Consider the following 14,412-nt stretch of genomic DNA (forward strand, 5'->3'; position numbering starts at 1 on the left):
TCCCAGGCGCCCTCACGGGCGTCTCCCTGTCCCAAGGGAATCCCGTCGCACGCCTTGGCGTACTCCCCCAGCTCTCTCCTCGCCGCTTTTCTGGTGCTCTGGCGGGCGCTACCGGTAGGACTCGTCCTCGCCGTAGGGCTCGATGTGGACGAGGACCTCCTTCACGTTGGGATGGCGCTTGATGACCTCGCGCTCGAAGGCGTCGCCGAGCTCGTGGGCCGCGCGCACCGTCATCTCGGGGTCGACGAGCGCATGCAGGTCGCAGTACACCTCCGCCTCGGTGCCGCGCGTGCGCACGCAGTGCACCTCGACGAGGCCCGGCATCTCCCGCGCGATGGACTCGATGTCCTCGGGCGGGATGCACGCGTGGTCGGACAGCGTGCGCAGCGCCGTGCGGAACACGCCCACCGCCGACAGGAGGATGAACACCGTCACGATGAGCGCCATGATGGGGTCAGCCGCCGGGAAGCCCGCCGCCACGAAGCCGAGGCCCGCGATGACGCCGATGGACACGAACGCGTCGGAGAGCGTGTGGGCCGCGTCAGCTGCGAGGATCTCGCTGCGCAGCTCCTTGCCGCGCCGCCGCTCGTAGAGCGTGACGCCAAGGTTCACCACAAGCGTGGACACCATGACCACGAACGACACGGGCGTGACCTCCGCGGTGTAGCTCTGGCTCATGAGCTTGCCCACCGCGCCCGTGCCCACCTCGAAGGCTGCGAGCACGAGCAGCACGCCGATGGCCATAGAACCGTACGTCTCGAACTTCGCATGCCCGTAGGGGTGCCCTGCGTCGGCCGGGCGGCCCGCCACGGCGATGCCCACGAGCCCGATGATGTTGCCGAGCGAGTCGAACACCGAGTGGATGCCGTCGGCCTGCATCGAGGCAGAGTTCGAGGCCAGGCCGTAGAAGAACTTCGCCGCCGCCACCGCCAGGTTGAGCACGAACACGATCCAGAGCACCCGCTCCACGCTGCGCGCGTGGTCGGTCTTTTCCGAGGAGCCGAAACGAGCCATGCGCCCTCCTCCCCACAAGACGGAATCTGATGCAAAAAAGCCCCGCTGAGCGGGGCTTTCAATTTCAATGGTGTCGGAGGCGGGATTTGAACCCGCACACCCGGTATGTGGGCACTAGCACCTCAAGCTAGCGTGTCTGCCGTTCCACCACTCCGACATGCTTTTTTGCAGCGACGAATAGTTTAGCAGAATGGCGCTGCAATGCAACAAGAATTTTCAACTTTTCTTGCTGCGGCGCGCTGGGCTGCGCTGGCGCTAGGCGCCGATCGTCCCATGCGGGTAAATGACCATGAGCACCAAAAGCGACACCATGAACACGATCGCGCACGCGATGGTGATGCGGTCGAGGTTCTTCTCGATGACGCTCGTGCCCGTCTGGGTGGAGTACATGGAGCTCGCGATCATGTCGGAGATGCCCGTGCCCTTGCCCGAGTGCATGAGGATGAACACGATCATGCCCACGCCCGACAGCACGAGCAGGATGAGAAACACAATAACCAGAGGATTCAAAGTTTCACTCTTCTCTCGGAGGAATAACTACCTTTACACAAATTCGTTATTATAGCGCAACCTCCGCTACGAGGCAAGCAGGCACGAGCCCGTCATCTCGCCGGGCACCGCAAGCCCCACGGCGGCCAAAAGCGTCGGCGCGATGTCGGCCAGACACCCTACCTCCCCGCTTAGGGCGAGGCCCGCCCCCGTCTCATCCACCAGCACGAACGGCACGGGCGCCGTGGTGTGGGCCGTGTGCGGCGTGCCGTCCGGCGCGATCATCTTGTCGGCGTTGCCGTGGTCGGCCGTGACGAACGCCACGCCGCCCTTGCGCGCCACCGCGTCGAGCACGCGCCCCACGCCCGCGTCGACCGCCTCGACGGCGGCCACCGCGGCGGGGATCACGCCGGTGTGCCCCACCATGTCGCAGTTCGCGAAGTTCACGATGTACACGTCGGCGGCGTCATCGTCGATGGCCGCGGCCAGCGCCTCGGCCACCTCGGGCTCGCTCATCTCGGGCTTGAGGTCGTAGGTCGCCACCTTCGGGCTCGCGATGAGCTTGCGCTCCTCGCCCGCCTTCTCCTCCTCGCGCCCGCCGTTCAAGAAGAACGTCACGTGGGCGTACTTCTCGGTCTCCGCGATGTGGTACTGAGCAAGCCCCGCATCAGCCAGCACGTCAGCCAGCACGTTGTCGGGGAACTCCTTCGGGAAGGCCACCGCCGCCGGGATGTCGGGGTCGTACTCTGTGAGGCACACGAACGTGACCTGCGGCCAGCGCGCGCGCTCGAAGCCCGCGAAGCCCGCGTCCGTGAGGGCGCGCGTGATCTCGCGCGCGCGGTCGGGGCGGAAGTTGAAGAAGATCACCGCGTCGCCGTCGCGCATGCCGCGCCCGCTCAGGGCCACGGGCACCACGAACTCGTCGGTCACGCCGTCGGCGTAGGACGCCTCCATGGCCTCGACGGGGCCGAGCTGCGTGAGGTTCGCCGCGCTCGTGAGCGTGTCGTAGGCGCGCGCGACGCGGTCCCAGCGGTTGTCGCGGTCCATGGCGTAGTAGCGCCCCTCGATGGAGGCGATCTCCATCACGCAGCCGCTCTCGGGCGCCTCCTTCGTGAGCCGGGCCATGACGTCGGCCAGCTCGCGCACGTACCCCGCGCCGCTCGAGGGCGGCACATCGCGGCCGTCCATGAAGCAGTGCACCATGACGTGCGGCACGCCCGCGTCGCGCGCCGCCTCGAGCAGCGCGTAGAGGTGGGCGTTGGAGGAGTGCACGCCGCCGTCGCTTAGGAGCCCCATGAGGTGCAGCGCGGCGCCCGGCGCCTTCGCCGCCTCGAACGCCGCGGTGATCTCGGGGTTCGTGACGATGGAGCCGTCTGCGCACGCGCGGTTGACGCGCGTGAGCTCCTGGAACACCACGCGTCCCGCGCCGATGTTGAGGTGCCCCACCTCGGAGTTGCCCATCTGGCCCGCCGGCAGGCCCACGGCCTCGCCCGACGCCTCGAGGCGCACCCAGGGGCGCGTGGCGAACAGCTCGTCGAGCACGGGAGTCTGCGCGAGCGAGATGGCGTTTCCCTCCCCCGGCTCCTCGAGGCCGAAGCCGTCCATGATGATGAGGCACGCCGGGAGGCGCAGGGACGCGCGATCGGCGCCCTGCGCCTCCTTTCCTTCGTTGAACTGCTCAGACGCCATCTACATCGCTGCCTTCACGATCTCGATGAACGACTTCGCCTTGAGCGACGCGCCGCCGATGAGGCCGCCGTCGATGTCGGGCTCGGCGAGCAGGAGCGCAGCGTTGCCCTCGTTCATGGAGCCGCCGTAGAGCACGCGCATGGCGTCGGCCGTCTTGTCGCTGTAGATCTCGGCGAGCGTGGCGCGCACCGCCGCGCACACCTCCTCGGCCTGCTCGGGGGTGGCGGTGCGGCCGGTGCCGATGGCCCAGATGGGCTCGTAGGCCACCACCGCGCTTTTCGCCGCCGCCTCGTCAACGCCGGCGAACGCCGCGCGCACCTGGGCGCACACGTACTCGAGGTACGAGCCCTCGTCACGCACGGCGAGCGACTCGCCCACGCACACGATGGGCTTGATGCCGCCGTCGACGAGCGCCTTGACCTTCTTGTTCACGTCCTCGTTCGTCTCGCCGAACAGCCCGCGGCGCTCCGAGTGGCCGACGATGCACCACTCGCAGCCGATCTCGCGCAGCATCTCGATCGAGATCTCGCCCGTGTAGGCGCCCTTCGGCTCCCAGTAGACGTTCTGCGCGCCCACGCCCACCTTCAGGTGGTCGAACTCGAACACGTTCACCACCGGCTTGAGGTCGACGTACGGCGGGCACACCGCCACGTCGACGGTCTCGAGCCAGTCGCGGTAGAAGTCGTAGGAGATCTCCTGCGCGAGCACCACGGCCTCGCCGATGGTGTTGTTCATCTTCCAGTTGCCCGCGATGAGGTTCTTTCTGGTCATGTGAGGTCCTTTCACTCTGCGCGCAGCGCCTCGACGCCGGGCAGCTTCTCGCCTTGCACGAGCTCCATGGAGGCGCCGCCGCCGGTGGAGATGAACGTCATCTTCTCGGCGAGGTCGAACTTGTTGACCGCCGCCACCGAGTCGCCGCCGCCGATGATGGTGTCGGCCGCAACGTTCTCCGCCACGGCCTCGGCCACGGTCTTCGTGCCCGCCTCGAACGCCTTCATCTCGAACACGCCCATGGGGCCGTTCCAGAACACGCTCGCGGCGCCCGCGATGGCCTCCGCGTAGAGCGCGGCCGTCTCGGGCCCGATGTCAAGGCCCATCATATCCGCGGGGATCTCGTCCGCCGAAACCGTTTTCGTGTTGGCATCTTCGGCGAAGGCGTCAGCGCACACCACGTCGACGGGGAGCAGCAGCTTCACGCCGCGCTCCTCGGCCTTCGCGATCATGGCGCCGGCGCGCTCGACCCAGTCGTCTTCCTTGAGCGAGGTGCCCACGGCCTTGCCCTGCGCGAGCAGGAAGGTGAAGCACATGCCGCCGCCGATGATGAGGGTGTCGGCCTTATCCATGAGCGCGTCGATGACCTTGATCTTGTCGGACACCTTGCTGCCGCCGAGGATGGCCACGAACGGGCGCTTGGGCTCATCGAGCATGCCGGTGAGCGTGGCCACCTCGCGCTGCATGAGGTAGCCCGCGTACGCCGGGAGCAGCGATGCGACGCCGGCCGTGGAGGCGTGCGCGCGGTGCGCGGTGCCGAAGGCGTCGTTCACGTAGGCGTCGCCCAGCGCGGCGAGCTCAGCGCAGAAGGCCGGGTCGTTCTTCTTCTCGCGCTTGTCGAAGCGCAGGTTCTCGAGCACCACCACGTCGCCGTCGGAAAGCGCGGCCACCTTGGCCTGCGCGTCGGCGCCCACGGTGTCGGACGCGAAGGCGACGGGGCGGCCCAGAAGCTCGCCCAGACGCTCGGCCGCGGGGGCGAGCGTGTACGCCTCCTCGAAGCCCTCCCCCTTCGGGCGGCCCAGATGGCTCATGAGGACGACGCGCGCGCCCTCGCCCACGAGGCGCTCGATGGTGGGCAGCGCCGCGCGGATGCGCGTGTCGTCGGTCACCACGCCGTCTTTCACCGGCACGTTGAAGTCGACGCGCACCAGAACGCGCTTCCCGCGCGCCTCGAGCTCGTCAACCGAGTTAATCTTGCTCATGTTCACTTCCTAGCAAATCGGGTTTGTTCATGCCGCCGAGCGTGCTCATCAGCTCGCGCAGCATCTCAGTCTGCTCGCGCTGCGCTGCGGCAACCTGCTTGAGAGCCTCGGCACTCTCCTTCGTAGCCTGCGCCATGTCGAAGAACTTCTTCAAGATGAGCAGCGCGACGACGAGGGGGATCAGATAGATGAAAGCGGCCATGACGGCTGGGAGCATGTTCCCCATAGGCAGAGCACCTCCTTTGCAGAAAAGCCCCGGGGGCCGACCAGGAACCCGGGGCTTAATAAATCATAAATCGCGCAGCGTCGAGCCGTCCGCCGTTGCGTCAGCAACGGCGGCACAAACTTACAGCATGATCTTGACGAGGTCCTTCACGCGGTTGGAGTAGCCCCACTCGTTGTCGTACCAGCTGATGCACTTCACCATGTCGGACTTCTCGCCCATCACCATGGTGAGCAGGCTATCGAAGATGGAGGAGTGGTTGTCGCCCACGATGTCGATGGACACGATGGGGTCGTCCTGGTACTCGAGGATGCCCTTGAGCGGGCCCTCGGCGGCGGCCTTCATGGCCTCGTTGATCTCCTCGCGGGTCACCTCGCGCTCAAGCTCCACCGTGAGGTCGACCATGGAGCCGTCCGGCGTGGGAACGCGGGTGGCGAAGCCGTCGAGCTTGCCCTTGAGCTCGGGCAGGACGAGCGCCACGGCGCGGGCGGCGCCGGTGGTGGTGGGGATCATCGACATGGCGGCCGCGCGGGCGCGACGCAGGTCCTTGTGCGGGAGGTCGAGGATCTTCTGGTCGTTGGTGTACGCGTGGATGGTGTTCATGTAGCCGCGCTTGATGCCGAAGTTCTCCATGAGGACCTTCGCCATGGGGGCCAGGCAGTTGGTGGTGCAGGAGGCGTTCGACACGATGTGGTGCTTCTCCGGATCGTACTGGTCGTCGTTGACGCCCATGACGATGGTGATGTCCTCGCCCTTCGCGGGGCAGGTGATGACGACCTTCTTGGCGCCGGCCTTGATGTGTTTGCCGGCCAGCTCGCCGGTCTTGAAGATGCCCGTGGACTCGACCACGATGTCGACGCCGAGCTCGCCCCAGGGCAGGTTCTCCGGGTCGCGCTCGGAGAGCACCTTGACGGCATGGCCGTCGGCCACGAAGCCGTCCTCGGTGACCTCGACCGTGTCGAACGCGCGGCCGTGGACGGAGTCGTACTTCAGGAGATGCGCCATCGTGGGGATGTCACCCAGGTCGTTCACAGCCACGACCTCAATCGCGGGGTCGTTCACCATCGCGCGGTAGACGAGGCGGCCGATGCGGCCGAATCCGTTGATGCCTACTTTGGTTGCCATACGTATCTCCTTTCACAAGATACTCCTCAAAAACCCTTGCTCAGGGTTGATTACCTGACTCGTACAGCATAGCACGCCTCGCGCCGAATCGCGGGCGCGTGTCAGCTTCAGTATACGCGCTCGTCCCCCGGTATCTCGCGGGCCATCTGCTCGAGGCGGCGGACGCGATGGTAGACGGCTGACTTCGACAGCGGCGGCGTCGAGTGGCTCCCGAGCTCCTTGAGCGACGCGTCGGGGAAGGTGACGCGCAAGCGGATGAACTCCTGGAGCGCAGGCGGGAGGTTCTCCATGCCGTAGTGCTCGAGCACGGCGCGGATGGTGAAGAGCTGCTCCACCGCGGCGTTCGAGGCCTTCTGCTGGTTGGCGAGCTCGGCGTTGATGGCGCGGTTCACGTCGTTGCGCACTGACTTCACCACGCGCTGCTCCTCCATGAACAGGGCCGACGCGTGCGCGCCCACGAACGCCAGGAACTCCAGGATGGCGTTTCCGCTCTTCAGGTAGACCATGTGCGAGCTGCGCCGCTGCATGACGCGCGCGGTGATGTCCTTCTCGGCCATGAGCGCCACGAGCCCCTCCGCGAGCTCCTCGCTCTCCACGGTGATCTCGAAGTGGAAGTCGCTCTTGGGGTTCGAGATGAAGCCCGACCCCAAAAACGCCCCGCGCAGGTACGCCGCCGCGCAGCACTGCTTCGCCACGAGGTCGGGCTTGATGCCGAGCTCGAGGCCGTCCTCGGGCGAGAGCACGCCCATGTCGCGCAGCGCGGGGGCCAAGGCGGGCTGCGCGGGGACCTCGATGAGGTAGTTCGGCGTCTTGTGCAGCACGCTGCGGCGCACGGTGAGGTCGGTCTTGAGCTGGTAGAGCGTGTGCAGAAGGCGGATGATGAGGCGCGCCACGGAGGGCACGTCGGTGGCCACCTCCATGCGGTAGCGCCCCGGGCCGCTCACGAACAGCGTGCCCTCGATGCGCACGAGCGCGGCGAGCGTGGCCTTCTCGCAGTGCGAGCACTCGGGCGCGACGTGGGCGATCTCGTCCTTCACATCTGAGGTAAACGACATGCCTTAAGACCCTACCCCCGCCTCGCCTGCGTGAGCTTGACGACCTGCAGAAGCGCGTTGCGCAGCGCCTCGGGGGAATGCCAGGTGGGACGCTCGGCGTCGGCGAGGTCGCGCGCGAGGACCACCGGGCCCATCGACTGGATGGCCTGGAGGTCGTGGTAGTTGATGGACACGGGCCGCACCTTGCCCGCAAGGCGCGCGTCGTCGAGGCCGGCGGTGGAGGCGTGGTCGGAATCGCGCCCCGTCATGGCGTTGAAGCGGTCGTTCGCCGGGCTGTCGGCGCGCAGCGGCACGCGCGTGTGCACGAGCACGTAGTCCACGAGCCCCGCCATGCCGTGGTCCATGAGCGCCTCCACGTGCTCGCGCGCGGTGAGGCCCCACGTCTCGCCCTGCACGTCGGCGAGCGAGCACACGAAGAGCACGCGCCCGCGCGAGGCGCGGATGGCGTCGATGATGCCGGGCACGAGCAGGTTGGGGATGATGGAGGTGAACAGCGACCCGGGGCCGAGCACGATGAGGTCGGCCTCGCGCAGCGCCCGCAGCGCCGGCTCGTACGCGGTGATGCCGCCGCCTGACGCGGACGCGCACAGGCGCACGCGCTCGAGCGCCGTGTGCGAGTGGCACGCCACCGCCTGCCCGTCGAGCACGCGCCCGTCGCGCGTGGTGGCCGCGAGCGTCACGTGGTCGAGCGTAGAGGGATGCACGTGCCCCTGCGCGTCGACGAGGCGCTCGCAGATGCGTATGGCCTCGGGGAACGAGCCGCACGCGTCCTCGAGCGCGGCGAGCATGAGGTTGCCGAGCGCGTGGTCGCGCGCCACGGCGAAGCGGTACTTGAACGCGCGCACGAGAGGGTCCTGCGGGTCGCGCGCGAACGCGGCGATGCACTTGCGGATGTCGCCGGGGGGCGTGACATCGGCCTCCTCGCGCAGGATGCCCGTCGAGCCGCCGTCGTCGGCCATGGCCACCACCGCGCTCGTCTCGATGCCGAGCGAGAGCAGCGTGCGGATGGACATGGGCGCGCCCGTGCCGCCGCCGACCACCACGGCGCGCAGGCGCGGCCCGCCGTGCGCGAGCACGTCGAGGCGCGGCAGCTTGCTGCGAAGCGCCGAGAACGACCCGGTGGCTGACGGGTCGACGCGGAACGGCTGCTTGGTGGCCATGATGTTCCTGCCTAGCACGCGTCCGCGGGAGCGGGGGCCGCGGCGGGGATGCCGGGAGCCGCGGGGGCGCCGGGGGCGCCGGGGGCGCCGGCAGCGCTGGGGGCCGCCGCTCCGCCCGCAGCCGCGCCGGCCGCGTCCACGTCCGCGTGCACGTCGGGCGACTCGGCGAGCACCGCCTCGCCCACGTGGCGGTCGGCCAGCTTGAGGTCGCGGTGCGCCACCGACACGCGGTAGCCCTTGGTCTTGAGGTAGTCGCCCGTCGACTCGGCGAGCGCCACGCTGCGGTGCTGCCCGCCCGTGCACCCCACGGCGATGGCGAGCTGCTGCTTGCCCTCGGCCACGTAGCCCGGCATCACCACGTCGAGCAGGTCGTGCCAGCGGTGCCTGAACTCGATCGTCTCCTCGCGCAGCATCACGAAGTCGCGCACCGGCGCGTCGAGGCCCGTCAGGGGACGCAGGTCGGGGTCGTAGTAGGGGTTCGGCAGGAAGCGCACGTCCATCACGAGGTCGGCGTCGAGCGGCGCGCCGTGCTTGAAGCCGAACGAGTACACCGTGACGGCGAGGCCGCGGCGCTCGCTGCCGGTGCCGAAGAGCGAGCGAATGGTGGTGCGCAGCTTCTGCGGCAGCATCTCGGTGGTGTTGATCACGTGGTCGGAGGCGTCGTGCAAGTCCATGAGCAGCTGCCGCTCGCGCTGGATGCCCTGGACGATGGTGGTGCCGTCGGTGCACAGCGGGTGCCGGCGGCGGCTCGACTTGTAGCGCGCGACGAGCTTCTCGTCATCGGCGTCGAGGAAGAGCATGCGGTAGTCGATGCCCTCTTCGCGCAGGCGCCCGAGCTGCGCGTCGAGCGAGCCGAAGTAGCCGCCGTTGCGCGCGTCGCACACCACGGCGAGGCGCTTGCGCTCGCCCTCCCCGCCCGGGCGCTCGTTGAGCTCGATCAGGTTGCCGATGAGGCTCGCCGGTAGGTTGTCCACGCAGAAGTACCCCAAGTCCTCGAACACGTGCATGGCCTCGGTTCGCCCCGCGCCGCTCATGCCGGTGACGATCACCAGGTCGGGCATGTTCTTCAGATCCACGGGTTCGTCAGTCATGGGCGCCTCCTTCGGTCGCGGCGCGCGCAAGCGCGTCCTCGGCGGTTCTCTTGTCCTCATTATACTGCTCGATCACGCGCACGAGCTCCTCGGCCACCTCGTCGGGCACCACGTGCGCCGCCTTGACTTCCTCGAGCGTGGCCGCCTTGAGGTTCTTGAACGACTTGAAGTGCTTCATCAGGGCCTTCTTGCGCACGGGGCCGAGACCCGCCACGTCGTCGAGGATGGAGGCCGTCATGCCCTTGCCGCGCAGCTCGCGGTGGAACGTGATGGCGAAGCGGTGGGCCTCGTCGCGCACCTGCTTCACCAGATACAGGCTCGCGCTGCCGCCGGGCAGGACCACGGGCCCGGTGTCCTGCCAGGGCACGAAGAGCTCCTCGTCGCGCTTGGCCAAACCGCACAGCGCGATGCCTGTGACCCCCATTGCGTCGAACATCTCGAGCGCGGCCGTGAGCTGGGGCTTTCCGCCGTCGAGGATGATGAGGTCGGGCTTTCTGCCGAAGCGCTCGTCGGCCATGCGCGCGGGCGCGTAGCGGCGGCTCATGACCTCCTGCATGGAGAGGAAGTCGTTCGCCTCGTCGAGCGGCGTCTTGATCTTGAACCGCCGGTACTGGTTCTTGTCGGGCTTGCCGCCCGTGAACACCACCATGGAGGCCACCGTGTAGGAGCCGTGGATGGTGGAGATGTCGAAGCACTCGATGCGCATCGGCGGGCCGTCGAGCGCGAGCGCGCTCTCGAGCTGCAGGAGCGCGTCGTTGATGCGCTTGTCATCGTAGTTCGTGCGCACCTTGTAGCGCATGAGCGTGTGCTTGGCGTTCGTCTCCGCCATGCCCACGAGCTCGGCCTTCTCCCCCTTCTTCGGGGCGGTGAAGCGCACCTTCGCCCCGTGCGCCGAGCCGAGCTTGCCCGTGAGCCACTCCTCCATGGCGCCGGCGTCCTCGGGCAGCTCCCGCACGATCACCTCGTGCGGGATGGAGGTGGTGGCGTCGTAGTAGCGCAGCAGGAAGTTGTGCTGCAGGTCCTGGTCGGGCACGTCGCGCCCGCGGTTCAAGGTGAACTCGTTCGAGTTGATGATGCGCCCCTCGCGCACCATGAGCACGTGCGCGCCAGCCACCGTCTCCTCGCGGAAGAAGCCGACGACGTCGGCGTTGAGGTTGCGCGCCGACACGGCGTGCTGCTTGTCGGTGAGCGAGCCGATGGTGTCGATGCGGCTCTTGATGCGCGCCGCGCGCTCGAAGTCGAGCTCGGCGGCGGCCGCGCGCATGTCGGCGGAGAGCTCGTCGACGAACTCGCGGTGGTGCCCCGCGAGGAACCGCTCGACGCGGCGCACGTTCTCCGCGTACTCCTCGGGCGTGATCTGCCCGCAGCACGCGCCCGGCCCGAGCCCCACGTGGCAGTCGAAGCACGGGCGGATGGAGCCGTCGGACGTGAGGAAGGCGGCGGGCGTGGCGGCCTCGCCCCTGCTGGCGAGCTTCTCCAGCCTGCGCGTGAGGTTGCGCCAGTCCGCGCAGCTTGCGGCGCAGATCGGCACCACGCGCCGCGCGATGTCGACCATCTCGCGCGCGGCGCGCGAGTCGGTGTAGGGGCCGAAGTAGCGCGTGGCGCTTCTGTGCCGCTCGCGCGTGTACTTGATGGCGGGGAACGCGTCGCCCTTGGTGAGCGCGATGAAGGGGTAGGACTTGTCGTCCTTGAAGTCCGCGTTGAAGAACGGGCTGTGCTGGTTGATGAGGTTCTTCTCGAGCACGAGCGACTCGTGCTCGTTCTGCACCACGATGTACTCGAACGAGTCGATCTGGTCGACGAGCAGCGGGATCTTGGCGCGGTCGTCCTGGAAGTTCACGTACTGGCGCATGCGCGCACGCAGCTGCTTGGCCTTGCCCACGTAGATGACCTGGCCCGACGCGTCCTTCCAGAGGTACACGCCCGGGAGCGTGGGCACCGCGTCGAGTTCCCGCTTGATGCGCGCGATCTTGGTGGCCTGGGTCTCAGGGGTGGCGGGCGCGGCGGGACTGGCGGGCGCGGGGGCGCCAGGGGCCTCAGGCGCGAGTGCGCCGACGCCGGCAGGCGCGGTGGCGCCAGGGGCCTCAGGGGCCGCGGGCGCGCTGCTGGCGAGCGCGGGCGCGGGGACGGAGTTGTTCTCGAAATCTTCCATGCGAAGAAGTATAGCGGTTCTCCCCCGCGCCCGTTCGAGCGCGCACAGCGGCTGGCGCTACTCCTCAGCGAACTCCCACAGGTCGACCCCGAGCTCCTCGGCCTTCTCGCAGAGCTCGCAGCCGTCCATGTCCTCGATGTCGGCCAGGTCGAGCAGAGCGCCCGGGAACCCTCCGAAGGCGGCCGTCCCGCAAAGGTCCTCCAGATGCTCCCGCAGCTCGTCAACGTTGATCTCGGTCATGGAATCCCCTTCCTCACGTCACAGGTCGAGCGCCTTGCGCGCGGCGGCCACCGCGTCCCCGTCAGGGTAGAAGTCGGGGCTCACCGCCCCCATGAGCTCGGGCGGCACGCTCTGCAGGTCCCGGATGGAGCTCATGGGCAGCAGGATCTTCTTCGCGCCGGCGTTGCGCGCCACGCGGAACATCTCCTCGAGCCCGCGCAGCTCGTCCATCGTGCCCGACAGGCGCACGATGCCCGGGATGGCCATCGACGCCACCACGGGCCGGTTGCACGCCGCCGAGCACAAGCCGACGAACTCGGCGAGCGAGAGCTCGTCAGAGAGCCCCTTTCCCTGCAGGTCATTATAGAAGAGCAGATAGTCCTTCTGCTCGCTGTGCATGCCCGCCGCCACAGACGATCCGCTGCCCTCGAAGCAGTGGAAGGCCGCCTGCATGCTCTCGTGCACCGTCCGCGCGCGGCCGATGCCCTCCGTCTCGAAGCCGAAGCTGCCGGCCACCGCCTTGTTCTCGAGCTTGTACATGGCGCATTCGCCCTCGAGCGAGCACCCGATGGCGAACACGTGCCCCGGCTGCAGCGGCCCCTCGGGGACGAGCGTGCCGCCCGACTGCTCGGGCACGCCCACCACCCGCACGCCCATGGGGTTGTCGGCGTCGACGTAGCCGAGGTTCACGTCGATGAACTCGACGCCTGCCATGATCTTGAGCTGCTCCTTCACGCGGCGCCGCCCCTCGACCGCGTAGTCGAGCAGCCGCGCGACGTCGTCCTTCCCCATCTTCCCGTCGGGGAACAGAAGCTTCGCCAGCCCCGAGAACGTCTTGCGCACGCCGATCTCGTCGCGCTTGTTGAAGTCGTTGTTCAACCGGAAGTGCGCGTCGATCAGGTGCGTGAAGTCACGCTTGCGCATCTCGTGGCAGAACTCGCTCAAACAGTCGGTTATGAGGCCGTAGTGCTCGGTGAGCAGGTCGCTGCGCATCTTGGGGACCTCCCAGCCGGGAAGGTAGCAGTGGATGCGGTCGAAGTACGCGGAGTCGTCGTGGAACTCGGGCGGGAACGGCTCGAACAGATGCGTCGTCTTGAGCATGTTGCGCACCGAGTCGTTGATGTTGCCCTCGAGCACGATGGACGCATCGGCGTTGAGCTGGTCGCGCCCGCGCGCGTAGCTGCCCGAGGCCATGTAGTCCTTCATCACCTGCACGGCGTTCTTGTCCTTGAAGTTCATGCCCGCGACCTCGTCGAACGTGATGCAGTCCCAATGCCCCACGAGCCCCACGCGGTCGGCGCGCATGCTGTTCATGCGCCCGAACAGGTTGGCCGTGGTGGTCTGCCCGCCCGAGAGCAGGATGGAGTGCGGCGACACCTCCTTGTAGAGGTGGCTCTTGCCCGTGCCGCGCGGCCCCAGCTCGCACAGGTTGTAGTTGCGCTCGATGAGCGGCACCATGCGCGCGAGGAAGTGCAGGCGCTCGCGCTCGGTGAGGGCGTCGGGCTCGTAGCCCGCCGAGCGCAGGATGAGGCTCTCCCACTCCCGGGCGGTGAAGCGCTCCCGCTCGGCGATGAGAGCGTCCAGGTCAAGGTTGGGCATCTGGATGGGCGTGAGGCTCACCACGTGGAACGGCGAGTCCTCTGGCCCGCGCTTCTTGCCGGCGGCGGCGCGCCTGCGTGCGGGGGTCGACCCGTCGAGGTCGAACACGTCGGCCAGGGCGTCCTCCTCCTCGTCGCCGATGCGCAGGTACTCGATGCGCATGATGCACCAGATGCCGCCCTGCAGGATCTTGGTGTAGTTGCGCACGTACTCGGCGGGCATGACGAACGGCTCGATGGTGAGGTTCGTGAAAGACGCCACGTAGATGTCCTTGTACTCGTCGAGGCGCGCCGACACCTTGTCGATGATGGTGTACTGCCCCAGCTCGCGGATCTTCGACTTGATGCGCTCGGACTCGTCGGGACGCACGTAGTTCTCCGCCAGGATGCGCCTGATGCGCGCCAAGCCCTCCTCGACCGTGTCCGCGTCGTCGGTCGAGCAGTACATGCCAAGCAGGTACTCCAGCACGAACGTGGGCACGTTGGCCCCGCGCTTCATGAGCGCCGTCAAGTCCTTGCGCACGATCTTGCCTGCGAAGCGCTCCACCACCTTGGCGTCGAGCTCGTCCGCTGAAAACGTGTTCGCCTCTTGGCTCATGGCGTGATGTCCTTTCCTTGCGCCCT

The 14,412-nt window shown here is 67.9% G+C and carries 13 protein-coding genes and 1 tRNA gene; all 14 read right to left on the minus strand.

Features of this window, described 5'->3' with window-relative positions:
• Window positions 1–108: 108 nt before the first annotated feature.
• The 14 genes from G7Y50_RS02040 to brxL all read right to left on the minus strand — a co-directional run bounded on the left by G7Y50_RS02040 (window position 109) and on the right by brxL (window position 14,386).
• A complete protein-coding gene (locus tag G7Y50_RS02040; RefSeq protein WP_165056238.1) occupies window positions 109–1,014 on the minus strand; it encodes a cation diffusion facilitator family transporter in 906 nt (301 codons plus the stop codon).
• A 68-nt stretch (window positions 1,015–1,082) separates the two neighbouring features.
• A tRNA-Leu gene (locus G7Y50_RS02045) sits at window positions 1,083–1,171 on the minus strand.
• 98 nt (window positions 1,172–1,269) lie between these two features.
• Complete coding sequence (gene secG / locus G7Y50_RS02050) at window positions 1,270–1,524, minus strand: preprotein translocase subunit SecG (protein WP_165056236.1); 255 nt, start codon at window positions 1,522–1,524, stop codon at window positions 1,270–1,272.
• A 66-nt stretch (window positions 1,525–1,590) separates the two neighbouring features.
• Window positions 1,591–3,192, minus strand: a complete 1,602-nt coding sequence (gene gpmI, locus G7Y50_RS02055) for a 2,3-bisphosphoglycerate-independent phosphoglycerate mutase (protein WP_165056234.1) — start codon at window positions 3,190–3,192, stop codon at window positions 1,591–1,593.
• Complete coding sequence (tpiA, locus tag G7Y50_RS02060) at window positions 3,193–3,963, minus strand: triose-phosphate isomerase (RefSeq protein ID WP_165056232.1); 771 nt, start codon at window positions 3,961–3,963, stop codon at window positions 3,193–3,195.
• 11 nt (window positions 3,964–3,974) lie between these two features.
• Entirely contained in the window at window positions 3,975–5,165 is a 1,191-nt protein-coding gene (gene pgk / locus G7Y50_RS02065; protein ID WP_165056230.1) for a phosphoglycerate kinase, read from the minus strand.
• Window positions 5,152–5,391 (minus strand): hypothetical protein, encoded by a 240-nt coding sequence (locus G7Y50_RS02070; protein ID WP_165056228.1) that lies wholly within the window; start codon window positions 5,389–5,391, stop codon window positions 5,152–5,154. Before G7Y50_RS02070 ends, pgk begins: the two co-directional genes overlap by 14 nt.
• A 120-nt stretch (window positions 5,392–5,511) precedes the next feature.
• Entirely contained in the window at window positions 5,512–6,513 is a 1,002-nt protein-coding gene (gene gap, locus G7Y50_RS02075; protein WP_165056226.1) for a type I glyceraldehyde-3-phosphate dehydrogenase, read from the minus strand.
• A gap of 107 nt (window positions 6,514–6,620) precedes the next feature.
• On the minus strand, window positions 6,621–7,568 hold the full coding sequence (whiA, locus tag G7Y50_RS02080; protein ID WP_165056224.1) for a DNA-binding protein WhiA: 948 nt from the start codon (window positions 7,566–7,568) through the stop codon (window positions 6,621–6,623).
• 11 nt (window positions 7,569–7,579) lie between these two features.
• A complete protein-coding gene (gene yvcK / locus G7Y50_RS02085; protein ID WP_165056921.1) occupies window positions 7,580–8,728 on the minus strand; it encodes a gluconeogenesis factor YvcK family protein in 1,149 nt (382 codons plus the stop codon).
• A gap of 11 nt (window positions 8,729–8,739) precedes the next feature.
• Window positions 8,740–9,819, minus strand: a complete 1,080-nt coding sequence (rapZ, locus tag G7Y50_RS02090) for an RNase adapter RapZ (RefSeq protein WP_165056922.1) — start codon at window positions 9,817–9,819, stop codon at window positions 8,740–8,742.
• Window positions 9,812–11,971, minus strand: a complete 2,160-nt coding sequence (gene uvrC, locus G7Y50_RS02095) for an excinuclease ABC subunit UvrC (RefSeq protein ID WP_165049088.1) — start codon at window positions 11,969–11,971, stop codon at window positions 9,812–9,814. Before uvrC ends, rapZ begins: the two co-directional genes overlap by 8 nt.
• Window positions 11,972–12,028: 57 nt before the next feature.
• Entirely contained in the window at window positions 12,029–12,211 is a 183-nt protein-coding gene (locus tag G7Y50_RS02100; RefSeq protein WP_165049078.1) for a hypothetical protein, read from the minus strand.
• A gap of 18 nt (window positions 12,212–12,229) precedes the next feature.
• Window positions 12,230–14,386: a protease Lon-related BREX system protein BrxL gene (gene brxL / locus G7Y50_RS02105; protein WP_165049064.1), complete on the minus strand. Its 2,157-nt coding sequence runs from the start codon at window positions 14,384–14,386 to the stop codon at window positions 12,230–12,232.
• Window positions 14,387–14,412: the final 26 nt, after the last annotated feature.

Source organism: Adlercreutzia sp. ZJ176 (assembly GCF_011038975.1).
Taxonomy (GTDB): Bacteria; Actinomycetota; Coriobacteriia; order Coriobacteriales; family Eggerthellaceae; genus CAAEEV01.

Excerpts from the sequence above, each read along its gene's own strand:
- uvrC (WP_165049088.1), bottom strand. The coding sequence starts at position 11,971 with ATGGAAGATTTCGAGAACAACTCCGTCCCCGCGCCCGCGCTCGCCAGC.
- whiA (WP_165056224.1), bottom strand. The coding sequence starts at position 7,568 with ATGTCGTTTACCTCAGATGTGAAGGACGAGATCGCCCACGTCGCGCCC.
- G7Y50_RS02100 (WP_165049078.1), bottom strand. The coding sequence starts at position 12,211 with ATGACCGAGATCAACGTTGACGAGCTGCGGGAGCATCTGGAGGACCTT.
- gpmI (WP_165056234.1), bottom strand. The coding sequence starts at position 3,192 with ATGGCGTCTGAGCAGTTCAACGAAGGAAAGGAGGCGCAGGGCGCCGAT.
- brxL (WP_165049064.1), bottom strand. The coding sequence starts at position 14,386 with ATGAGCCAAGAGGCGAACACGTTTTCAGCGGACGAGCTCGACGCCAAG.
- G7Y50_RS02040 (WP_165056238.1), bottom strand. The coding sequence starts at position 1,014 with ATGGCTCGTTTCGGCTCCTCGGAAAAGACCGACCACGCGCGCAGCGTG.
- G7Y50_RS02070 (WP_165056228.1), bottom strand. The coding sequence starts at position 5,391 with ATGGGGAACATGCTCCCAGCCGTCATGGCCGCTTTCATCTATCTGATC.
- rapZ (WP_165056922.1), bottom strand. The coding sequence starts at position 9,819 with ATGACTGACGAACCCGTGGATCTGAAGAACATGCCCGACCTGGTGATC.
- tpiA (WP_165056232.1), bottom strand. The coding sequence starts at position 3,963 with ATGACCAGAAAGAACCTCATCGCGGGCAACTGGAAGATGAACAACACC.
- gap (WP_165056226.1), bottom strand. The coding sequence starts at position 6,513 with ATGGCAACCAAAGTAGGCATCAACGGATTCGGCCGCATCGGCCGCCTC.
- pgk (WP_165056230.1), bottom strand. The coding sequence starts at position 5,165 with ATGAGCAAGATTAACTCGGTTGACGAGCTCGAGGCGCGCGGGAAGCGC.
- yvcK (WP_165056921.1), bottom strand. The coding sequence starts at position 8,728 with ATGGCCACCAAGCAGCCGTTCCGCGTCGACCCGTCAGCCACCGGGTCG.